Source organism: Rhizobium sp. FG113, from assembly GCF_057809895.1.
In genome coordinates this window covers 112,945-134,331 of record NZ_JBMDKV010000010.1, presented here as the reverse complement: position 1 = coordinate 134,331, position 21,387 = coordinate 112,945, and the positions used below count along the sequence as shown (strand labels likewise).

23 protein-coding genes are annotated in these 21,387 nt (G+C 62.6%); 11 read left to right on the top strand and 12 right to left on the bottom strand.

Translation table 11 applies throughout. The features are described 5' to 3' along the window. Positions 1-65: 65 nt before the first annotated feature. Together cobT and ACODTZ_RS21865 are read left to right on the top strand one after the other, a co-directional pair. Complete coding sequence (cobT, locus tag ACODTZ_RS21870; RefSeq protein ID WP_489027994.1) at positions 66-1,088, top strand: nicotinate-nucleotide--dimethylbenzimidazole phosphoribosyltransferase; 1,023 nt, start codon at positions 66-68, stop codon at positions 1,086-1,088. 147 nt (positions 1,089-1,235) lie between these two features. Continuing rightward, on the top strand, positions 1,236-1,616 hold the full coding sequence (locus ACODTZ_RS21865; RefSeq protein ID WP_018900596.1) for a diacylglycerol kinase: 381 nt from the start codon (positions 1,236-1,238) through the stop codon (positions 1,614-1,616). Between the two features lie 5 nt (positions 1,617-1,621). On the opposite strand, the gene ACODTZ_RS21860 is transcribed toward ACODTZ_RS21865, so the two are convergent. Then, a complete protein-coding gene (locus ACODTZ_RS21860) occupies positions 1,622-3,157 on the bottom strand; it encodes a sensor histidine kinase (protein ID WP_111563492.1) in 1,536 nt (511 codons plus the stop codon). A 105-nt stretch (positions 3,158-3,262) separates the two neighbouring features. On the opposite strand from ACODTZ_RS21860, the gene ACODTZ_RS21855 reads away from it, so the two are divergent. From ACODTZ_RS21855 to ACODTZ_RS21845, 3 genes are all read left to right on the top strand, one after another. Then, on the top strand, positions 3,263-3,802 hold the full coding sequence (locus tag ACODTZ_RS21855; RefSeq protein ID WP_489027991.1) for a thermonuclease family protein: 540 nt from the start codon (positions 3,263-3,265) through the stop codon (positions 3,800-3,802). Positions 3,803-3,825: 23 nt separating this feature from the next. Continuing rightward, positions 3,826-4,431: a uracil-DNA glycosylase family protein gene (locus ACODTZ_RS21850; protein ID WP_489027989.1), complete on the top strand. Its 606-nt coding sequence runs from the start codon at positions 3,826-3,828 to the stop codon at positions 4,429-4,431. 66 nt (positions 4,432-4,497) lie between these two features. Then, a complete protein-coding gene (locus ACODTZ_RS21845) occupies positions 4,498-4,986 on the top strand; it encodes an Lrp/AsnC family transcriptional regulator (protein ID WP_111563495.1) in 489 nt (162 codons plus the stop codon). A 2-nt stretch (positions 4,987-4,988) separates the two neighbouring features. Here the strand turns inward: ACODTZ_RS21845 and ACODTZ_RS21840 are convergent, their stop codons facing one another. Together ACODTZ_RS21840 and ACODTZ_RS21835 are read right to left on the bottom strand one after the other, a co-directional pair. Then, the gene (locus tag ACODTZ_RS21840; protein WP_489027987.1) at positions 4,989-5,696 is read right to left on the bottom strand and encodes a DNA alkylation repair protein; all 708 of its coding nucleotides are present in this window, start codon (positions 5,694-5,696) and stop codon (positions 4,989-4,991) included. Further along, positions 5,693-6,562 carry an NAD(P)-dependent oxidoreductase gene (locus tag ACODTZ_RS21835; protein ID WP_489027985.1) on the bottom strand — a complete coding sequence of 290 codons (870 nt, stop codon included), beginning with the start codon at positions 6,560-6,562 and terminating at the stop codon, positions 5,693-5,695. Before ACODTZ_RS21835 ends, ACODTZ_RS21840 begins: the two co-directional genes overlap by 4 nt. Before the next feature lie 261 nt (positions 6,563-6,823). On the opposite strand from ACODTZ_RS21835, the gene ACODTZ_RS21830 reads away from it, so the two are divergent. The 5 genes from ACODTZ_RS21830 to ACODTZ_RS21810 all read left to right on the top strand — a co-directional run bounded on the left by ACODTZ_RS21830 (position 6,824) and on the right by ACODTZ_RS21810 (position 11,938). Further along, positions 6,824-7,789, top strand: coding sequence for an aliphatic sulfonate ABC transporter substrate-binding protein (locus tag ACODTZ_RS21830; RefSeq protein WP_489027983.1), 966 nt, complete (start codon positions 6,824-6,826; stop codon positions 7,787-7,789). A 194-nt stretch (positions 7,790-7,983) separates the two neighbouring features. After that, complete coding sequence (locus tag ACODTZ_RS21825; RefSeq protein ID WP_489027981.1) at positions 7,984-8,946, top strand: aliphatic sulfonate ABC transporter substrate-binding protein; 963 nt, start codon at positions 7,984-7,986, stop codon at positions 8,944-8,946. A gap of 32 nt (positions 8,947-8,978) precedes the next feature. Further along, entirely contained in the window at positions 8,979-10,154 is a 1,176-nt protein-coding gene (gene ssuD, locus ACODTZ_RS21820) for an FMNH2-dependent alkanesulfonate monooxygenase (RefSeq protein ID WP_489027979.1), read from the top strand. 106 nt (positions 10,155-10,260) lie between these two features. Then, positions 10,261-11,109: an ABC transporter permease subunit gene (locus tag ACODTZ_RS21815; RefSeq protein ID WP_489027977.1), complete on the top strand. Its 849-nt coding sequence runs from the start codon at positions 10,261-10,263 to the stop codon at positions 11,107-11,109. A 10-nt stretch (positions 11,110-11,119) separates the two neighbouring features. Further along, positions 11,120-11,938, top strand: a complete 819-nt coding sequence (locus ACODTZ_RS21810) for an ATP-binding cassette domain-containing protein (protein WP_489027975.1) — start codon at positions 11,120-11,122, stop codon at positions 11,936-11,938. Between the two features lie 29 nt (positions 11,939-11,967). On the opposite strand, the gene ACODTZ_RS21805 is transcribed toward ACODTZ_RS21810, so the two are convergent. From ACODTZ_RS21805 to ACODTZ_RS21780, 6 genes are all read right to left on the bottom strand, one after another. Continuing rightward, complete coding sequence (locus ACODTZ_RS21805; RefSeq protein WP_489027973.1) at positions 11,968-12,654, bottom strand: glutathione S-transferase family protein; 687 nt, start codon at positions 12,652-12,654, stop codon at positions 11,968-11,970. Positions 12,655-12,749: 95 nt separating this feature from the next. Next, positions 12,750-13,565: a class I SAM-dependent methyltransferase gene (locus tag ACODTZ_RS21800; protein WP_489027971.1), complete on the bottom strand. Its 816-nt coding sequence runs from the start codon at positions 13,563-13,565 to the stop codon at positions 12,750-12,752. A gap of 82 nt (positions 13,566-13,647) precedes the next feature. Continuing rightward, entirely contained in the window at positions 13,648-13,914 is a 267-nt protein-coding gene (locus tag ACODTZ_RS21795) for an usg protein (protein ID WP_018900581.1), read from the bottom strand. 158 nt (positions 13,915-14,072) lie between these two features. Continuing rightward, a complete protein-coding gene (locus tag ACODTZ_RS21790; protein ID WP_489027969.1) occupies positions 14,073-14,903 on the bottom strand; it encodes an ABC transporter permease in 831 nt (276 codons plus the stop codon). Further along, on the bottom strand, positions 14,900-15,703 hold the full coding sequence (locus ACODTZ_RS21785; protein WP_489027967.1) for an ABC transporter permease: 804 nt from the start codon (positions 15,701-15,703) through the stop codon (positions 14,900-14,902). Before ACODTZ_RS21785 ends, ACODTZ_RS21790 begins: the two co-directional genes overlap by 4 nt. Positions 15,704-15,809: 106 nt before the next feature. Beyond that, positions 15,810-16,586 carry an ABC transporter substrate-binding protein gene (locus tag ACODTZ_RS21780; protein WP_047512277.1) on the bottom strand — a complete coding sequence of 259 codons (777 nt, stop codon included), beginning with the start codon at positions 16,584-16,586 and terminating at the stop codon, positions 15,810-15,812. 318 nt (positions 16,587-16,904) lie between these two features. Between ACODTZ_RS21780 and ACODTZ_RS21775 the strand changes: the two genes are divergently transcribed. After that, the gene (locus ACODTZ_RS21775) at positions 16,905-19,133 is read left to right on the top strand and encodes an OmpA family protein (protein WP_489027965.1); all 2,229 of its coding nucleotides are present in this window, start codon (positions 16,905-16,907) and stop codon (positions 19,131-19,133) included. A 70-nt stretch (positions 19,134-19,203) separates the two neighbouring features. On the opposite strand, the gene mobB is transcribed toward ACODTZ_RS21775, so the two are convergent. Genes mobB through ACODTZ_RS21760 form a run of 3 tightly spaced genes read right to left on the bottom strand, consistent with a single transcriptional unit; the run spans position 19,204 to position 21,289 of the window. Continuing rightward, positions 19,204-19,725, bottom strand: a complete 522-nt coding sequence (mobB, locus tag ACODTZ_RS21770; protein ID WP_489027963.1) for a molybdopterin-guanine dinucleotide biosynthesis protein B — start codon at positions 19,723-19,725, stop codon at positions 19,204-19,206. After that, on the bottom strand, positions 19,722-20,381 hold the full coding sequence (gene mobA / locus ACODTZ_RS21765; RefSeq protein WP_489027961.1) for a molybdenum cofactor guanylyltransferase MobA: 660 nt from the start codon (positions 20,379-20,381) through the stop codon (positions 19,722-19,724). The genes mobB and mobA overlap by 4 nt, the downstream gene beginning before the upstream one ends. Beyond that, on the bottom strand, positions 20,381-21,289 hold the full coding sequence (locus tag ACODTZ_RS21760) for a DMT family transporter (protein ID WP_489027959.1): 909 nt from the start codon (positions 21,287-21,289) through the stop codon (positions 20,381-20,383). Before ACODTZ_RS21760 ends, mobA begins: the two co-directional genes overlap by 1 nt. Positions 21,290-21,387 lie beyond the last annotated feature (98 nt).

Sequence of the window (21,387 nt, the reverse complement as noted above, 5' to 3'; positions counted from 1 at the left end):
GCCGCGAAAGAAGCTGATTTGCAGCCATAAGACAAGTTTACAGACGAGACAAGGAAGCCGCATCCATGAGCGTTTCAGGCCTGCCGTTCGACGATTTCCGGACACTTCTGCGCGATCTGCCGGGGCCGGATCCACGGGCGCTTGTCGCTGCCCGCGAGCGCGATGCCCAGCTGACCAAGCCGCCGGGCTCGCTCGGCCGCCTTGAGGAGATCGCTTTCTGGCTGGCCGCCTGGACGGGCCGCACGCCCGCCGTCAACCGGCCGCTGGTGGCGATCTTCGCCGGCAACCATGGTGTCGTGAAGCAGGGCATCACGCCGTTTCCGCCGACAGTGACGCAGCAGATGGTCGAAAACTTCGCGGCCGGTGGTGCTGCGATCAACCAGATTTGCGTGGCCTACGATCTCGGACTGAAGGTGTTCGACCTGGCGCTCGATTACCCGACCGGCGATATCACCGAGGAGCCCGCACTCTCCGAGCGCGATTGCGCCGCCACCATGGCCTTCGGCATGGAAGCGATCGCAGGCGGCACCGATCTGCTGTGCATCGGCGAAATGGGCATCGGCAACACGACGATCGCCGCATCGATCAACTACGCGCTTTACGGTGGCAATGCCCGTGACTGGGTCGGCCCCGGCACGGGTTCGGAAGGGGAGATGTTCGAGCGCAAGGTTGCAGCCGTCGAAAAGGCGGTGGCGCTGCACAGCGATCATCTCGACGATCCCTTGGAGATCATGCGCCGCCTCGGCGGCCGTGAGATCGCCGCGATGGCAGGCGCGATCCTTGCCGCGCGCGTCGAGCGCATCCCGGTGCTGATCGACGGCTACGTGGCAACGGCCGCCGCCGCCATCCTGCAGGCCGCCAACCCTTCGGCGCTCGACCACTGCCTGATCGGTCACGTCTCCGGCGAGCCGGGTCATCTGAAGGCGATCGAGATGCTCGGCAAGACGCCGCTTCTGGCGCTCGGCATGCGGCTCGGCGAGGGCACGGGGGCAGCGCTTGCCGCCGGTATCGTCAAGGCGGCCGCGGCATGCCACTCCGGCATGGCGACCTTCGCGCAGGCCGGTGTGACAAACAAGCCCGAACACTGAACTCATCGCCCGAGTTCAGGGCGGCGTTCAGGTTCGTGACAGGTTTATGACAGATGGCTTGCGACGCAAGCGTGTACACGCTATTCGCATTCTTCTGATATGAAGCGGCAGGCATTGCCGCCATCTACCTGACGACGAGGACGCCTGATGAAACCTGCCGTGACCAAACTCACCGGCATCAGCCACTTTTTTGCTGCCGCCAGTTACTCGCTCGGCGGCTTCAAGCGACTGATCAAGGAGGCCGCGTTCCGGCAGGAGCTACTCTTCGCCGCCGTCGCGCTGATCCTGCTTCTGGCGGTGGGCGCGACGCTGGTCGAACTGATGATCGCGGTCGTCCTGTTCCTGATCGTCTTCGCCATCGAGGCGCTCAACACCGCGATCGAGGAAGTCATCGATCGCATTTCGCCGGAGATCTCAAGCGTCGGCAAGCACGCCAAGGATCTCGGCTCATTCGCCGTGCTTTGCATGCTGACTGCCTGCGGCATTTTCATGCTGTTTACGATCGGCAAGCATTTGATGTTCGGCTGAGCCTATCAGGCGAAGCTGCGGCGCTTGCGGGAGACGGCCTGGGCGTCTTCGACGGCCGGAACCGACTGCAGCACGCGTCGCGCCGGCAGGATGGCGATGACTTCGGTGCCTTCGCGGAGCTTCGATTTCAGGATGAACTGGCCGTCGTGCTTGGCAAGAATTGCCTGAACGATCGGCAGGCCGAGGCCGGTGCCCTGTTCTGCGCTCTTGATGGCGATCGAGCCTTGGCCGAAGGCGGAAAGGACGACCGGGATTTCGTCTTCGGGAATGCCCGGTCCGTTGTCCTTGATCGAGATGTACTGGCCGCCGCCGGCCGTCCAGCCGACCTTGACCATGATCTCGCCGCCCTGTGGGGTGAACTTCACGGCGTTGGACAGAAGATTGAGGATCACCTGACGCATCGATTTCTCGTCGGCCCAGACGGCCGGAAGTTCGAGCTCGAATTGTTGCGAAATGGTGATGTTCTTGCCGCGGGCACGCAGCTGCACCATGCCGATGCAGTCTTCCGAGATATCGAGCAGCGAGATTGCCTCTTCGCTGAGTTCGTACTTGCCGGCCTCAATGCGGGAGAGGTCGAGGATTTCGTTGATCAGGTTCAAGAGATGCTGACCTGAACGGTGGATGTCGCTGGTATATTCCTTGTAGGTCGCGTTGTTCAGCGGTCCCATCACTTCCGCCGACATCACCTCGGAGAAGCCGAGGATGGCGTTCAGCGGCGTTCTGAGCTCGTGCGACATGGATGCCAAGAAACGGGACTTGGCGAGGTTTGCCTCTTCGGCCCGGCGGCGGGCTTCGTCTGACATGGATTTGGCGACTTCGAGTTCGGCGATCAGGTCGTCCTTCTCCGCCTGGTAGGAGAGGATGCGCAGGTTCTGCCGGAAGAGGCGGTCGCTGATGTAGTGGAAGAAGATGACCGTCGTGGTCAGTGTCGCGGTCAGGCTGATCTCGAGGATCTCACGCGAAATGCCGGATTTGGCGACGAGCGCGAAGACGACGGGCGAGAAGGTCACCAGCACGCACAGCGTCAGCATATAGTTCCACATGGCCGTCAGCGACAGCGCGATCAGAAGCGTCGCGCCTTTGTAGAGCACGAGGTTGGCCGGTTCGCAGGCGGCGCAGTCCTGAATGGCGAAATAGGCCCAGCAGCAGCCGATCAGGAACTGGCCGAGCAGCAGCAGGCGGCGCCATTTGCGGGTGCGGATCGCCGTCATCTCGCGCTTGCGGGCGCGGCGCGCGAGAAACACGTTGGCGGCATGGGCCGTCAGCGTCAGTATGGCCCAGAGCACGATCTGGGTGTCGCCGGTGAAATAGATGCCGAGGATCGCGATGATGATCACGAAGAGCGGGATGATCGAAGCGCCCTGGAGCACGGCATTGATATAGAGGTTCAGCACATCACGATCGAAGGCGCCGCTCGGCGCATGGCTCGATTGCAGGCGCTCACGCGTCACGCGCACAGCCTTTGCGACGGGCTTGTTGCGGTGACTCCGTGATTTGTCGACGATATTCTTATCTGTCGATGTGCTTACGCCGTTACTCATTATACACGTGACGCTTGATCTGCGGGTACGTGAACATTAGGACTCAAATATTAAGAAGTTGTTTGCCAATTTTCCCAAGGGTTTGTTTTTGAAGGAGGCGAAACCGTGACGCGGGGTTTCAGAACCGTTCGTGACGGTGTGACGGCCTTTGCGCTGCTCGCATTCATCTGGCTGATCGCGGCCAAGCTGAACGATGTGCCCGAGATTTCCCATTCCGGCCGTTTCCACGCGGCTGATGGCGACAGCCTTGCGATCGGCGAGGAGAGGATGCGGCTGAAAGGGATCGATGCGCCCGAGCTTGCGCAGACCTGCGAGCGAGGCGGGGCGCGGTGGGCATGCGGGCAGGAGGCCAAGCGCTTGCTGCAGAGCCTTGTCGCTGCTGATGATGCGCGCTGCGTAGGGACGGAGAGGGATCGTTTTCAGCGGCTGCTTGTGGTGTGTCATGCGGGTGGAGCCGATCTCAATGCCGCGATGGTGCGGAGGGGCATGGCGGTTTCCTATGGCGCCTATGGTGACGAGGAGGCTGAGGCGCGGGCGGAGAAGATTGGTCTTTGGGCTGGCGCATTCGAGAGGCCGCGTGACTTCCGCGACCACAGGCAGGATGCCGAGCGCGCGGGCGGCGTCAGAGGGTTTTTCGGATGGTAGGTGCGGCGGATGGGCTGGAGGAGATGCGCGAGGCGATCGCCGCCTGCCGGATCTGTCGCGACGCTCCGCTGCGCGGGCCCGACTACCGGCTGCCGCATGAGCCACGGCCGGTAGTGGTGATGTCGACCAAGGCGAGGATACTGATCGCGGGGCAGGCGCCGGGGCTGAAGGTGCACGAGAGCGGCATTCCCTTCAACGATGCATCGGGCGACCGGCTGCGCGAATGGCTGCAGGTCGATCGCGACACGTTCTACGATCGCGATCGCTTCGCCATCGTGCCGATGGGCTTCTGTTTTCCGGGTTATGATGCCAAGGGCAGCGATCTGCCGCCCCGGCGCGAATGCGCGCCTCGCTGGCGGTCTCCCGTGATCGCCGCGATGCCGCAGATCGAACTGGTGCTCGTCATCGGGCAATATGCGCAGGCCTGGCATTTGGGGAGCGAGCGGCGCGGCAGCGTGACCGAGACGGTACGGATGTGGCGGGAGATCCTGTTTGCCAATCGATCGCCGGCCTTCCTGCCGCTGCCGCATCCGAGCTGGCGGAACACAGGCTGGATCCGGCGCAATCCGTGGTTCGAAGAGGAATTGCTGCCAGCCTTGCGGGCGCGCATCACAATGCTTGTGAACTGAAACAAATTTCTTTCCACTGGCCGGAATCGCGCTATACATAGAAAATAATTCGTAGGGGTGGGATAAATGGACCGTCTAGACCGCAAGATTCTGCGCCTTTTGCAGGAAGATTCCACATTGGCGGTTGCCGATCTCGCAAAGAAGGTCGGCCTTTCCACGACCCCTTGCTGGCGCCGTATCCAGAAAATGGAAGAAGACGGCGTCATCAAGCGCCGTGTGGCCATTCTCGATCCCGAGAAGGTCAATACCAAGGTCACGGTTTTCGTCTCCATCCGCACCGCGACGCATTCGATCGAATGGCTGCGGCGGTTTTCGGAAGTGGTGGCGGAATTCCCTGAAGTCGTCGAATTCTATCGCATGAGCGGCGACGTGGATTACCTACTGCGCGTCGTCGTGCCCGATATCGCGGCCTATGACGCCTTCTACAAGCGGATGATCGCCAAGATCGAAATCCGCGACGTCTCCTCGGCTTTTGCGATGGAGCAGATCAAGTATTCGACGCAGCTGCCGCTCGACTACATGATCCTCGACAACTCGAAGTCCAACGAAGACTGAGTTCAGCCCTTGAGGACTGAGCCCTTCTTTTGAACGCGGGCGAGAATTTTCTCGCTCGTCAGTTCCCCTGCCGCATCCTTGCCGATCCATCGGGCGGTCTTGTCCGCGTCGGCGGCTAGCCGTTCCGCCAATCTCACCGCAAAGGCGTGGCAATGCTGGTTGCGCTTGCCGATGTTGCGGAGCGCCCAGTTGACGGCCTTGCGTACGAAGTTGCGCGGATCGGTGGCGTGGCGTTCGATGAGCGGCAGAAAGCCGATGAGCGTCTCGTCCGGCTCCGTCCTCATGTGAACGGCTGCGCTGGCGATCATTGCAAAGGCTGTGCGGCGGACGAATTCGCGATCATCAGCCGCCATATCTTGAATGAGCGACAGCAGCCTTGCCTTGACGAAGAGGTCGGCTGCGGTATCGACAATCTCCCAGGAGCAGAAGTCGTCGGCCCATTTTCGGGCCTGTGTCTGCGTCAGTTGCTTCGGGTCGGCCGTGTAAAGCGCGAGCAGGCGCGCTTCCCTGATATCGCTTTGCCACAGTGCCAACGCCCGCGCGTGGTCTTTCTTCACCGTGCGGGCGATCGCCTGCATGGCCGGGTTGGAGATGCCGAGCGCCGTATCGGTCACGATGCCGAAACGGCGCATTCCTAATATCGCTTCCTCCGAGCGCAACGTGCGCAGATGCGCGATCAAATCCGCTGCGCTGGAGGAGGGGCCGATCATTTTTCGAGGCGGGCGAGCAGCGAGGACGTGTCCCAACGATTGCCGCCCATGGCCTGGACGTCGCCGTAGAACTGATCGACGAGCGCGGTGAGGGGCAGCTTGGCGCCGTTGTTGCGGGCCTCGTCGAGAACGATGCCGAGATCCTTGCGCATCCAGTCGATGGCGAAGCCGAAGTCGTATTTGCCCTCGTTCATGGTCTTGTGGCGGTTTTCCATCTGCCAAGAGCCGGCCGCACCCTTGGAGATGACATCGACGACCTTCTCGATATCGAGACCGGCGCGCTTGCCGAAATGAATGCCCTCGGCGAGGCCTTGGACGATGCCGGCGATGCAGATCTGGTTGATCATCTTGGTGAGCTGTCCGGCACCCGGCGCGCCCATCAGGCCGACCATGCGGGCGAAGGCATCGATCACGGGCTTGGCCTTCTCATAGACGGTGTCCTCGGCACCGCACATGACCGTCAACACGCCATTCTCGGCGCCGGCCTGGCCGCCCGATACAGGCGCGTCGATGAAGCCCACGCCTTTTTCCTTGGCGGCGGCGTAGAGTTCGCGGGCGACATCGGCGCTGGCGGTGGTGTTGTCGATCAGGATCGCGCCCGCTTTCATCGTCTGCAGAACACCGTCCTTGCCTGAAGTCACCGAGCGGAGATCGTCGTCGTTGCCGACGCAGGTGAAGACGAAATCAGCGTCGCGGGCGGCCTCGGCCGGCGTTGGGGCCGACTTGCCGCCGAATTTCTCGGCCCAGGCGGCCGCCTTGGCGGCGGTTCGGTTATAGACCGTGACATCATGGCCGCCTTTCACCTTCAGATGACCTGCCATGGGAAAACCCATGACGCCGAGACCGATGAATGCGACTTTTGCCATGTACCTATCCTTTCATGAATGCCGGCAAGAGGAGTAGCCCAAATAGGGCGGGGCGAAAAGCCGCCGAAATGATGCGAGGCGTTCGCTGTTGGAACAAATTTCCGTTCAACGCCCGAAATCGGGTCAGGATAATTTCGAGCGGGCCGAAAATCACAAACATAATTGTCGATATAATTTATAGATTTCAGCAGAATTTCCCTCATCGCAACACAGCGGCTTCGGAGATCAGACCCGGAGCACGCTGATCGAAAGGGGACAGCCATGATTTCTCGTCGACAGACACTGGGGCTTTTCGGCGCTGCTGCAGCAACCGCCATACTGCCCGCCATCCGGCCGGCGCGCGCCGCCGCCACCGAGTTTCGCATCGGCTGGCAGAAGAACGGCGTGCTGGCGCTCGCCAAGCGCAGAGGGGCGCTGGAGAAGCGGCTTGCCGACAAGGGCATCACCGTCAGCTGGTCCGAATTCACCTCGGGGCCGCCGCTGCTGGAAGCGCTGGGGGCCGGCGCGCTCGATTTCGGGGCGACGGGCGATGTGCCGCCGCTATTCGCACAGGCGGCCGGCGGCCAGCTCTATTATGTCGGCACCTATCGCGGCAGTGCCGCCGGCTCGGCGATCGTTGTCCGCACGGATTCCGATATCAAGACAGTCGAAGACCTGAAGGGCAAGAAGGTCGCCTTCAAGCGCGGATCGAGCGCCCATAACGTTACCGTCAAGATCCTGCGCAAGGCCGGCCTCAAGATCGACGACGTAGAGCCTATCGACCTGTCGCCGCCGGACGCGGCCGCCGCCTTCAAGAACGGCAGCATCGACGCATGGTCGATCTGGGATCCCTATCTTGCCATCGTCGAGGCCGATCCGCAGACGCGTATCCTGTCCACGGCTGAGGGGATCGTGCCGTCCTACAGCTACTTCCTCGCCAATGCCGGTTTCACCGATGCGAATGGGCAGGTCGTCAGCGATGTCATCGATGAACTCGCCAAGGTCGGCCGGTCCGCGCAGGGCAAGCTCGACGACACGATCAAGGAGCTTTCCGAGATAACAGGCGTTCCCGCCGATATCACCCGCGTGACGCTGACACGGGCGGGTGCCGATCTTGGCGGCGTGTCGACCATCAGCGACGACGCGGCCGCATACCAGCAGGCGCTGGCCGACGAATTCTACAATCTCGGCATCGTGCCGAAGCAGCTGAAGACCGGCGATATCGTCTGGCGCCCGAAGGCGAGCTGATCACCGAGACGAAATCGGGCGTCGTGACGTTGCGGCACGGGCTGTTGGTTTGTGCCGCGAATATGGAAAATTATTCCCCACATTGGTTTCGGCTAGAAAATTTATAATGTCGATCTAATTAGTAGTCTATGAAATCATTGCCTCATGAAAACGGCCTGAGAGCGCAAAGCGTGGCCATGAGGAGAGAGCCCAGCATGTTCACCCGCAGACAGACATTCGGCCTTTTGGGGGCCGCTGCCGCGACCACGATCTTGCCTCAGGTGCGGACGGCAAAAGCCGCTGAGACGACGATCCGGATCGGCTGGCAGAAATTTGGCGTGCTGGCGTTGGCGCGGCGCACCGGCGCATTGGAAAAGCGGCTGGCCGCCAGGGGCGTGACCGTAGAGTGGAACGAATTCACCTCGGGGCCGCCTTTGCTCGAGGCCGTTGGAGCCGATGCGCTGGATTTCGGCGTGACTGGCGACGTGCCGCCGCTATTTGCGCAAGCTGCCGGCGGCAATCTGCTTTATGTCGGTGCCTATCGCGGTCCGGCGGCGTTTCATGGATTGCTGGTCCACAAGGATTCGCCGATCCAGACGATCGAGGACCTCAAGAGCAAGAAGGTCGCCTACAAGCGCGGCTCCAGCGCTCATAACTTCGCGCTGAAGGTCTTGTCGAAGGCCGGGCTTCAGCTGTCCGACATCACCGAAATCGACCTGCCGCCACCCGATGCGGGTGCTGCCTTCAAGAACGGGGCGATCGACGCCTGGGCGATCTGGGATCCGTTCTTCGCCGTGGCCGAGGCCGATCCGCAGACGCGCGTGGTCACCACATCCGAGGGTCTGCTCGACAATTGGGGCTACTTCCTCGGCAACGCTACCTTCACCGAAGCGCATCCCGACGTCATTGCCGATGTGATCGATGAACTCGCCAAGGTCGGCGCGGCGGCGCAGGCGGACCTCGACGGGACCGTGAAGATACTGGCCGAAATCACCGGCGTTCCCGCCGATATCACCCGCGTGACGCTGACGCGCAGCCAGGCCGATCTCGGCAAGGTCTCGCTCGTCCCCGATGAAGCACTCACCTACCAGCAGGCGCTTGCCGACGATTTCTTCAAGCTCGGCGTCGTGCCGAAGCAACTGACCGTCAGCGATATCGTCTGGCATCCCGCAAGCTGACCCGAATTTTCGAGATCAAGAGGATCATTTCCATGAGCAGCAAGCACGATCCCATCAATTTTCTCTGGTTCATCCCGACATCGGGAGACGGCGCCTATCTCGGCTCCAACGACCTGAACCGCGCGCCGGAATTCGACTACCTAACGCAGATCGCTCAAGCCGCCGACCGTCTCGGCTATTCCGGCGTACTTCTCCCCACCGGGGTGTCCTGCGAGGAATCCTTCGTGACGGCGGCAGCGCTTGCGACCAAGACGGAGAAGCTGCAGTTCCTTGTCGCCATCCGCCCCGGCACGGCATCGCCCGCTTACTACGCGCGGCTGGCGACGACGCTCGACCGCATCTCGAACGGGCGGCTGCTGCTCAACATCGTCGTCGGCGGCAGTCCGGGCGAGCTTGCCGGCGACGGCATCACGCTGGCGCATGATGAGCGCTACGCCCATGCCGACGAGTTCTTCACTGTGTTCGAGGAACTGCTGGAGAAGGGTGTCGCCAGCTATGACGGCAAGTATATCAAGGCGACCAATGCGCGCCTCGGTTTCCCCTCCGTGCAGAACCCGCGCCCTCCGCTCTATTTCGGCGGCTCCTCGGATGCCGGGATCGATTTCTCTGTCGGCCGGGTCGACAAGTACCTGACATGGGGCGAGCCGCCGGCGCAGGTGGCCGAGAAGGTTCAGAAGGTGCGCGCCGCCGCTGCAGAGAAGGGCCGGGAGGTCAGCTTCGGCATCCGCCTGCATTTCATCGTTCGCGAAACCGACGAGGAGGCCTGGGCCGCGGCCGACCGGCTGATCTCCAAGCTCGACGACGAGACGATCCAGGAGGCGCAGCAGCGCTTCGTCAACGAATCCGATTCCGTCGGCCAGAAGCGCATGGCGGCGCTGCATGGTGGACGCCGCGACAAGCTCGAAGTGTCGCCGAACCTGTGGGCGGGCGTCGGGCTGGTGCGCGCCGGCGCCGGCACGGCTCTGGTCGGCTCGCCGAAGACGGTGGCCGCGCGGCTGCGCGAATACCAGGAGGTCGGCATCGATACGGTGATCGGCTCCGGCTACCCGCATCTGGAAGAAGCCTATCGCGTCGCCGAACTGCTGTTCCCGGAGCTCGGCATCACCCGCAAGGAGCAGCGCCACGGCTTCGACAGCGATTTCGGCAAGCGGCAGGTCTTCGGTGGCGGCAGCCATGGCGGCAATCTCAAGGTGGTCTCCGGATCCTGATCGAACGGATGCGCTGCCGGCCACGCGCGGGCAGCGCTTCAATGAACGCATGCATGTCTGCCAGCGGGCTTGAGGCCGTGGCGACACAGAGGCGAGGAAGAACTCGATGTCGACATTCGATACGCCGATCGGCCGCGCGCTGACGGAGCGGACAGCAGGCAGGACGGCACCGAAACAAGGTTTCCGGCTGCCGGTGCCGGGGCGCGATCGGTTGCTGCCCTGTCTGGTGCCGCTTGCCATCATCGCGGCGTGGCAGCTCGGCTGTTCGCTGGGCTGGATCTCGTCGCGCATCATGCCGTCGCCAGCTGACGTCGCTTTGGCTTTCTGGTCGACGACGCTTTCAGGGCAGCTGCCGCACGATATTCTCGTCAGCGCCGGCCGGGCCTTTGCCGGGCTCGTCGTCGGTGGGGCGATCGGCTTTCTGCTCGGGATCGCCAATGGCGTCTCCAAGCTCTCTGAACAGCTGACCGATACGACGCTGCAGATGCTGCGCACCATTCCGCATCTGGCGATGATCCCGCTCGTCATCCTGTGGTTCGGGATCGGCGAGGAATCGAAGCTGTTCCTGACGTCGCTCGGCGTGCTGTTTCCCGTCTATCTCAATACCTATCACGGCGTGCGCAATGTCGATCGCGATCTGATCGAGATGGGACGGGTCTACGGGATGAGCAACTGGACGCTGTTTCGCAAGGTGGTCTTTCCCGGCGCGCTTCCGTCGATCTTCGTCGGGCTGCGCTATGCGCTCGGCATCATGTGGCTGACCCTGATCGTCTCGGAATCGATCGCCGCGTCGTCGGGGATCGGCCACATGGCCAATAATGCGCGCGAATTCATGATGACCGATGTCGTTGTGCTGGCGCTCGTCATCTACGCGCTTCTCGGCAAGCTCGCCGATGTCGTGGCCCGTTCGCTCGAGCGCCGGGCGCTCAAGTGGAACCCGGTCTATCAGAAGTAGGAGAGTGGCCATGACCCTCATTGCACATGAGCGCTTCCAGGGCGTTGCCGATGCGCCGGAATATACGCACGACGCGCATAGGCCCGCGCGCAGCGGTGCCGCCGCGATCACCCTGAAAGGGTTGGAGAAGAGCTTTGGTGCCAACAGGGTGCTCAGGGGGATCAACCTGCACATTCCAGCCGGGCAGTTCGTTGCCGTGATCGGCAAGAGTGGTTGCGGCAAGAGCACACTTCTACGCACGCTCATGGGCCTGGACGAGCCGACGTCGGGAGAGCTCACTTTCGATACGCCTGATGGCGGCGAGGCCAATGCGCGTATCGTCTTCCAGGAGCCGAGGCTGCTGCCATGGCTTGATGTTGCCGATAACGTCGCGGTCGGGCTTGGCGACAAAATTGACCGGCGCCTGGCGGCGCGGGAGGTCGAGGCCGTGCTCTCGGAAGTGCAGCTGGCGGAGAAGGCCGGCGAGTGGCCGGCGCGGCTTTCGGGCGGACAGCGGCAGCGCGTGGCGCTTGCCCGCGCGCTGGTGAGCCGTCCCGGTGTGCTGGCGCTGGACGAGCCGCTTGGCGCGCTCGATGCGCTGACCCGGATCAGCATGCAGGAGCTTTTGGCGCGCGTTTGGCGGGAGCTCGGCTTCACCGCCGTGCTTGTTACGCATGATGTCAGCGAGGCCGTGCATCTGGCGGACCGGGTGATCGTGCTCGACGAGGGCAGGGTGTCGCTCGACCTCGCCATTCCCCATCCGCATCCGCGCCGTCACGGCAATGCCGATCTGGCGGAGCTTGAGGGGCGGTTGCTGTCGGCCATTCTTGGAACGGATGGCGGTCACTGATCGGTGACCGTCATGCTTCAGTCTGGGCCTCAAGCTTCGGCGTCGGTGGGCCTGAAGCGGGCGGGCAGGTTTTCCTTGTAGGGATAATATTTGAAATAGGGCATGGCTTCCTCAAGCACCCTGGCCACCGACGGGCGCTCCATCAGGCGCTGATGATAGGCTGCAAGCTTCGGGACGTCGCTGCCGTAAGGCACCAGCGTCTCGGCGTAGAACAGGCCGGGTGCGGCGGCGCAATCGGCCATGGTGAAGCTCTCTCCCGTGATCCAGCCGTCGGCCGCAAGCTGGTCCTCAATCACGGCATAGGCGCGTTTCAGCGCCTGCCGGGCTTCTTCTGCTCTGGCCTCGCTCCCATCGGCGCGCATGCGCTCGCTGACGATCTGCTGCATCGGTTCCTGAACGTAGTGATCGAAGAAGCGATCCCATAAACGCACATCCAGCGCCGCGTCGAAATCCTCTGGGATCAGCCGCGCGCTGCCGGGATGATAGCGGTGGAGATACTCGATGATGATGGAGGTCTCGAAAACCGTGCGTCCGTGGCTCTTATCCTCAAGCGCCGGCATCTTGCCGAGCGGCGAGAGCGCCAGAAAGGCCGTACGCGAGGCTTCGTCGCCGAGATTGACGAGCACGCGCTCGAATGGCGTGCCGCTTTCGTAAAGCGAGATCAGCACCTTGTGGCAGAAGGAGGCAAGCGGATGCTGATGCAGGACGAGTGTCATGAGAACGGATCCTTCGCGCCATTCCGGGATGTCGAATGGCGCGATATCAGCATGTCGTCATGTAAGCGGCAAGCGATTATCCGCCTGCGCGGGGTTTAGCGCAATTTCGCGATCACCAGGTGCCCCGGCGTCGGCTGGCCGTCTTCCATGCGCACGTTGATGTCGGTGATCTCGATCAATTCGAAGCCGGTGGCGTCGAGGCGTTCGCGGACGTAAGCCTCGGAGTGCGCGAAGCGCTGGTGCGGGCCGACCATGTAGGCGCGGCCGGCTAGCTTTTCGGCGGGCAGGGTTTCCGAGGAGAAGATGAAGAGGCCACCGGGCGTCAGGTTCTCGGCGGCGCCGAAGAACAGGGGCTCGAGGCCGCCCAGGTAGGGCAGGACGTCGGTGGCGGTGATGATGTCGAAGGGCTCTTCGTCATTGTCGTCTAGGAAGTCTTCGACCTCGGCGACGAACAGCGTCTCGTAGAGGTCCTTCTCATGGGCGATCTCGACCATGTTTTCCGAGAGGTCGATGCCGGTCATCTCCTCGCAGAGATCGCGCAGCGTGCCTCCGGTGAGGCCGGTGCCGCAGCCGAGATCAAGCAGGCGCTTGAAGGGGCCGAGGTTCAGCGCCTGCAGGCGCTGACGCACCAGCATGGGTACGTGATAGCCGAGCTGCTCGACGAGGACGTCCTCGAAGACTTCGGCGTGCTGGTCGAAGAGGGTCTCGACGTAGGCGTCGGGTGCCTTGGCCGGTGTCTCGCCACGACCCATGGCGGCGATACGGACGGCGGCACCGCCGTGATCGTCGGGATCGATCGCCAGGACTTCCTCGTAGGCCTTCACGGCGGCATCGACATCGCCGGCCTTTTCCAGGGAAAGGGCGCGGTTATAGGCTTCCGCGAGTGCCTCTTCGTCGATCTTCTGGGCCATGTCTGCTCACCATCATTCGTTTGTCGCCCTGCCTCTAAGGCGAGCGGCCCGGTTTTGCAATGGTGACGTTGATGGCGGCTGCTCAGTTGATGATGAACTCGCCTTTCAGAGCGCGCCATTCCGTGGCCGAGATCAGCTTGCGGTGAATGTAGCGCACCGAGTGCAGCGGTCCGTCTAGCGTCTCCTGCCAGAATTTCAGGAAGCCGCGCATTTCGGGAAAGTCGGGTGCAAGATCGTAATCCTGCCAGATGTAGGTCTGCAGGATCGCGTGATGATCCGGCATGCGATAGAGGATCTGGGCCGTCGTCAGGCCGTAACCCTGAAGCTGTCTTTCCATGTCCTTGTGCATTTGATGCCTCGCTGTTCCCATTCGGCGCTTATTAGCGTCCGTTTAAATGAGAGCATGACATGGTTACGCGAAGCTTGCGAAAAGGCTACAAGAAAATGGATAACATTATTTATTTTCAATAGCTTGGCAGCCCTCTGTCGAGAGTGCTGCCAAGAGGCCTATCGCTTCAGGTGGCGGGTGAGGCGGCGCTCGATCCAGTTCCACAGGTGCCTCAGGCTTTCGACCATGGCGAGATAGAAGATCGCCGCCCAGAGATAGGTCTGGTAGTCGAAGGTGCGCGAGAAGGCGTAGCGCGTCTCGCCCATGAGGTCGAGTACGGTAATGATGGCGACGACGGCCGATCCCTTGATCAACAGAATGATCTCGTTGCCATAGGGGCGCAGCGCCACGATCAGCGCCTGCGGCAGCACGATCTTGCGGAAGGCGATGATCTTGTGGATGCCGAGCGAGGAGGCTGCTTCATGCTGGCCGCGCGGTACGCTCTCGATAGCGCCGCGCAGGATCTCGGCCTGATAGGCGGCGGTGTTAATGGTCATCGAGAACAGGCCGCAATACCAGGCATCGCGGAAGAACCACCAGAGGCCCACGGATTCCAACTGCGGCCGGAACTGGCCGAGACCGTAGTAGATCAGGAAGAGCTGGGCGAGCAGCGGCGTGCCGCGGAAGACGTAGACGTAGCAGAAGGCAAGCCCGTTGATGACCTTGTTCTTCGACATGCGGGCGAAGGCGAGCGGAACGGAGAGAACTGCGCCGCAGACGACGGAGACGGCAACCAGCACGATCGTGGTCATCAATCCGTGCAGATAGCGCGGGCCGTAGCGGGTGAATTTCTCGACATCCCAGCCCTCGATGATCATGCCGATCAGCGCGATAGCAAGGATGATCCACAGGGCGACCACGAGGCAACCCATGACGCGGGCGAGCGTCAGCGGCTTGGCGAGGTTTTTCGGGGCCGGCTGCGGGGGGATCAGCACCTCTGCGTGGCTCATCGGCTAATCTCCGAGCGCTTCGCCCAACGTTCGATATAGCGCAGGCCGAACGAGGAAATGATGGCAAGCCCGAGATAGATGCCGCAGGCCAGTGTGTAGAACAGAAACGCCTCCTTGGTGACCTTCACCGCCACGCCCGTCTGGCGCAGCACGTCGGCAAGGCCGATGATCGAGACGTAGGACGTATCCTTCAAGAGGATCATCCAGAGATTGACGAGGCCGGGAAGGGCGATGCGCACCAGCTGCGGCAGGATGATCAGCACCATCGTGCGGCCGCGATGCAGGCCGAGCGCGTCGCCGGCTTCGTACTGGCCCTTGGGAATGGCGCGGAACGCCGACAGCAGCACTTCCGAACAATAGGACGAGAACACGACGGACAGAGCGATGACGCCGGAGACGAAGGCGTTGATCTCGATGCGGCCGTCATAGCCGAACCAGGCGAGCAGCGACTGGAGCAGGATCTGCATGCCGTAATAGATGATGAACAGCGTCAGCAGTTCGGGCAGGCCGCGGAAGATGGTGGTGTAGATGCCGGCGGCAAGGCGTACCGCCTTTTCTTCCGATTGCTGGCCGAGCGCCACCAAGAAGCCGATCAACAGGCCGATCGGGAGCGTCACAAGGGCGACGGCGACCGTGACCTTCAGGCCGGCGGCGATCTCATCGCCCCAGCCGGTGTCGCCACAGGCCAGAATCGTCGATTGGCCGAGCCATGTGAAAATGCCGACGGGTCCGCATAGCGGGTCAAACACATATCCAATCCAGGTCCAGAGCGAACCCAGTGCGGAGGACAATCCGCCCATGCCAAGTTTCCCCTCGCGGCTTTTGCCGCCTTGATATTGCACTCTTTGTCAAACAAAAATGGCGGAAGGGCAAGCCTCCCGCCATCGCATTTATTAGGCCTACAGCTTATTCGGCGCCGTAGACGTCGAAATCGAAATACTTGTCCTGGATCTTCTTGTAGGTGCCGTCGGCACGGATCGCCGCGATCGCCGTGTTCAGCTTTTCGCGGAGCGGATCGCCCTGGCGAACAGCGATACCGGCGCCAACGCCGTTGATTTCCTTGTCGACCGGCAGGGTCGTGAGGATCTTGCAGCATGCGCCGGCATCCGACTTGACCCACTGCGACAGAACGACGACGTCGTCGATGACGGCATCGATACGACCGTTGGAGATGTCGAGCTTGTACTCGTCTGCCGTCGGGTAGAGCTTCAGCTCGGTGTCGGCCAGGTGCTTTTCAGCGTAGTTGGCGTGCGTGGTCGAGGTCTGCGCGCCGATCGTCTTGCCCTTGAGGCCGGCAACGTCGGTGACGGTGGAGTCCTTCGGCACGGCGACTGCCGGCGGGGTGTTGTAATACTTGTTGGTGAAGTCGACGAGCTTCGAACGCTCGGGCGTGATCGACATCGACGAGATGATCATGTCGAACTTCTTGGCGTTGAGGCCGGGGATGATGCCGTCCCAATCGCTGCTGACGATGGTGCAGTCGGCCTTCATCTGGGTGCAGAGCGCGCGGGCGATGTCCATGTCGAAGCCGAGGAACTGGCCGCTTGCGTCAACATATTCGAAGGGCGGGTAGGTCGAGTCCGTACCAATGACATACTTCTCGCCATCGGCCATTGCCGAGCCCGCGAAAAGAGACATCGCGGCGATCGAGGCGGCTGCGAGAAAACGGGTGGAGATATGCATGTGAGTCCTCTCTGTTGGTTACCGCATGCCATCCCTTTGTTTTTTTGGTGGCATGAAGCAGGACGCTGCTTTGCAACGCCTTGCCGCGATAATCAAACCTTTTTTACGCGGATTGCAACTGCTTTCACTGCCTTGTCGTGCTGGCCAACTATGGCGAAGCTGAACCTTTGCAGACCGTCATATTCATACCGGGTTAATGCGGCAATTCTTAAGACCGTGGAACGAATCCTGGCGTGCTCAGTTTAGCAAGGCTTGTTTGCGTGCCGAAAAGAGACGTCGTTGCGAACGCGAAGAATAAACAAGAAACGAGGAAACCTTATGGGAATGAAATCCAGATTGTTTGCCAGCGCGGCCTTTCCGCTTCTGTCCCTGTCGCTTGTGCTGCCCCCGGCGCACGTGTTTGCGGCAGCGCCGAGCGTCGAAGAGGTCGGAGCAGGCCATCGGGCCGTCGCGGGCAGCTTCGAGGTAGCACAGGATGCGACCTCCGAAGAGGAGATTCTGAAGAAGCGCCAGCAGCAGGAACAGGAACAGCAGCAGGCACCGGCCGAAGCGCCAAAGGCCGCTGAACCTCCCGCCGAGGCGCCGCCGGCACCCAAGCAGGAAGCGCCAGCCGAGGCTCCACCGGCTGCCGCCGAACCGGCACCGCAGGCCGAAGCGCCCGCCGAGAAGCCGAGAAAGCGCCAGCCTGCTGCAGAACAGCCTGCCGCAGAACCGCAGGCAGCCGAGCCCGCCCAGCAGGAAGCGCCCGCTGAAAAGCCGCGCCGCCAGAAGCAGCCCGCCGCCGAACAGCAGGAGCAGGCAGCACCGAGCGCCGAGCAGCCGGCTGAACAGCCGCGCCGCAAGAAGCGTGACCAGCAGCCGCAGCAGGAAGAAGCCACGCCGCAGCAGCAGCCCGCCGAGCAGGCCGCCCCGCAGGCGGAACAGCCGCAGGCCGAGCAGGCGCAGCCCGAACAGGCAAAGCCGCCACGCAAGAACGGCAAGCCGGCCGCCGCCGATGGCAGCGAACAGCCTGCAAAGCCGCACAAGAAGCCGACGGCCGAAGCACCGCAGGCCGAGCCCGCGCAAAAGCCGGCCGCAGAGACTGCGCCCGCCACCGAGCAGCCGGCTCCCGATAACGCCGCCAAGCCGCAGGAAGCACCCGCGGGCAAGGCGTCCGTTCCGTCTCAGCAGCCGGCCGAAGCGCAGCCCCAGGTGGCGCCCGGTCAGGGCAAGCCAGGTGAAGCACCCGCGCAGCAGCAGGGCGAACAGGTCGCTCCGGCCCAGCCGGGTGCACCAGCCGGTCAGCCCGCTGATCAGGCCGGCCAGCCGCCGGCAGGTCAGCCACCCGTTGCCCAGACCGAGCAGCCGATCCCGGCCCCTGAAAAAGTGACGCCGCAGGAACTGGAGCGTCGCAAGGAAATCGCCGCCGATCCGAGCAAGAGCACGGAAACCGTCGTTCTGCCTGTGCAGAACGGTGCGGCCGTTCTCGACAGTGACAAGGATGCGGATCGTTCCGGCGGTGTGCAGTCGCGTCGTGACCGTGACAAGCAGCGCGGTCAGGAGCAGCAGGTACGCGTGCCGAAGTCTGATGCCGACGCGCAGCTGGCGGCGCCCGGTGCCGCGAAGCCCGCGCCGATCAAGATCGAAGCGATCACCGCCGAGCAGGGACAGCGTCTGGACCAGCGCCCGCAATTCGCCCGTCCCGATGGCGCGAATTTCGGCCAGCGTGGTGACGACAACCGCGTCATCATCCAGTTCAACAACCAGACCTATGTTCGCGGCGATGACGACCGCCGCTTCCTGCGCGATGGCGAGCGTCCGATCTACGAGCAGCTGCCGCGTGACCGCTATCGCGAGACGATTGATCGCGACGGCTACCAGATCGTGACGGTGCGCAACCGCTACGGCGACATCATCCAGCGTTCGCGCATCGACAATCGCGGCCGCGAGCACGTGCTCTACTATACGCCTGACCTCTACGATAATCCTGACCGCGACTACTTCGAGGATCCGGGTGCCGATCTGCCGCCGATGCGCCTGCGCATTCCGCTGCAGGACTACATCATGGACACCAGCAGCGACGACAATCGCGACTATTACGACTTCCTGCGCGAGCCGCCGGTCGAGCCTGTCGAGCGTGTCTACTCGCTGAACGAAGTGAAGTATTCGGCACGTATCCGCGACAAGGTTCGCCGTATCGACTTGGATACCGTGACGTTCGCGACCGGTAGCGCCGAGATCCCGATGAGCCAGGCGCGCAGCCTGCGCAAGGTGGCCGACGCGATCAACGAGGTGCTGAAGAAGGACCCGACCGAGACCTTCCTGATCGAAGGCCATACCGACGCTGTTGGTTCCGACCAGAGCAACCTGATCCTGTCCGACCAGCGCGCGGAATCGGTCGCCAACGTGATGACCGACGTCTACGGCATCCCGCCGGAAAACCTGGCGACCCAGGGCTATGGCGAGCGTTACCTGAAGGTCAACACGCAGGGACCGGAGCAGGAAAACCGCCGCGTCACCATTCGCCGCGTGACGGCGCTGGTGCGGCCGGTGGCCTCGCGCAACTAAGAGCGCGCAGCAGTATCGACAATGGGAAGGCCGCCGGGCGATCGGCGGCCTTTCTTGTTTCCGACGGTGTTTAATTCAGAGGCGGGAGAGCGACGGTTGCCGCGATGAAATCGGCGATGGCAAGCGTGTCGTCGAGGTTGAACACGGGCAGGGTGGTGTCTGCCACCGGATGATCGGCGGCGATGGCGACGATGTGGGGATCGCCTGACGCCAGCGGCTCGCGGTTTGCCGATTCCAGCCGGCGGGCCTCGATCTTCGGGATCGGCTCGCGCTTGTAGCCCTCGATGAGGACGAGATCGCAAGGGGCGATACGGGCGAGGATTTCCTCGAAGCTGGGTTCGGCCGCGCCGCGCAGCTCGTGCATGATGGCGTAGCGCGTGCCGGAGACGATCGTCACCTCATGGGCGCCCGCCTGGCGATGGCGGTAGCTATCGGCGCCGACCTTGTCGATGTCGAAATCATGATGGGCATGCTTGATCGTCGAGATTCGGTAGCCGCGGCGGGTGAACTCCTCGACGAGGCGAACCGCAAGCCCTGTCTTGCCGGAGTTCTTCCAGCCGGAAATACCGAAGATTTTGGGCCGCTCGGTCATGTCAGCACCTTCATCCAGCGTTCGGCCTCGGCGAGGTCATCGGGCGTGTTGACGTTGAAGAACGGGTCGAGCAGGCTTGCGCGGGTGGGGCGCAGCGGGAAGGCAACTTCCGTAACGTCATGCCGTAACAGGAAGTCGCGAACGCGGCGCTTCTCATCGGTTGCGATCCAGCTTTCGAGGTCGTCGGCAAGCGCCACCGGCCAGAGGCCGAAGACGGGATGGCTGCGACCCTCGGAGGTGGCGATGGCGATCTTCATGGGGGTGTCGATGGCGGCCGCCAGCCAGTCGATGAGATCGTGCGGGAAGAATGGGCTGTCGACGGAGACTGTCGCGACATGCGTAACGCCGGGCAGGCTTGCGCCATGCGCCATGGCGGCGTGGATGCCGGCCATCGGGCCGGCCTTGCCGGGGACGATATCGGGAATGAACGGCCGGTTGCAGCGTTCTGGTGCGGCGTCGGCATTGACGGCAACGGAGATGACCTGCGGCGACAGTTGCTCGATGACGCGATCCAAAAGCGTGCGGCCCGACAGCGTGACGCCTGCCTTGTCGCGGCCCATGCGCGAGGAACGCCCGCCCGCAAGCACGACGCCCGGAATGTTGGATCGGTCGAGCGTGAAGCCGCTCGCTGGGTTGATGATTGGGGTCTTGGCCATCAGACCGGTACTCTCGGTTCGGATTCCTGTGCGACCGGCGCGCCGCGCCGCTTGGCCTCACGATAGAAGGTGTAGAGCCCGGAGGCGATGACGATTGCGGCGCCGATCACGGTCCAGCTGTCGGGGACTTCGAAGAAGAAGAGCCAGCCGAGCAAAGCCGAGAAGATGAGGCTGGTGTAACGCAGCGGCGCGACGAAGGAGATTTCGCCTGTGCGCATTGCGGCGATGATGCATTGATAGCCGACCAGCACGGTGATCGCCGCCACGGCAATATGCGAGAAGGACGTGGTGGTGACAGGCTTCCAGCCGCCGAGCACGGGCGTGAGCAGCGCGCCGAATACTGTTACCGCCATCGCTGTGATGACAGTGATCATCAGCGAGGGGATTTCGGGATCGATCTTGCGGGTGGCGAGGTCGCGGCCGGCGGTGACGAGCACGCTTGCGATGCAAAGCAATGCGGCTGGCGTGAAGCCATCGGCATCAGGACGAACGATGATCAGCACGCCGATCAGGCCGGCGAAGATGGCCAGCATGCGACGCCAGCCCACCGGTTCGCCGAAGAACAGGACCGCGCCGAAGGTGACCACCAGCGGCAATGACTGGAGAATGGCGGATGCATTGGCAAGCGGCATCATGCCAAGCGCGGTGATATAGGTCGCGGCGGCGAGGATTTCGCAGATGACGCGGGTGGCGACCATGGGCTGTAGCAGGATGCGCCAGGAACGCAGCGCGCCCATATGGCGGGCGATCAGGTAGACCAGCGCGCTGGTGATGACGCCGCGCATGCACATGATCTGGCCTGCGTTCATTTCCGTTATGACCGATTTCGACAGCGCATCGCCCGCAGAAAAGAAGGCCATCGCGATCGTCATATAGATCGCACCCTGAGTATTGCTTGACCGCGGCATAAGGCGATTCCGATTCCATCCCGCGCTCTTGTAGAGCGAGAGCGGGACGATTGGAATCGAATGCTGGACACAGCTGTCATAATTCGATTGCGCAGTGC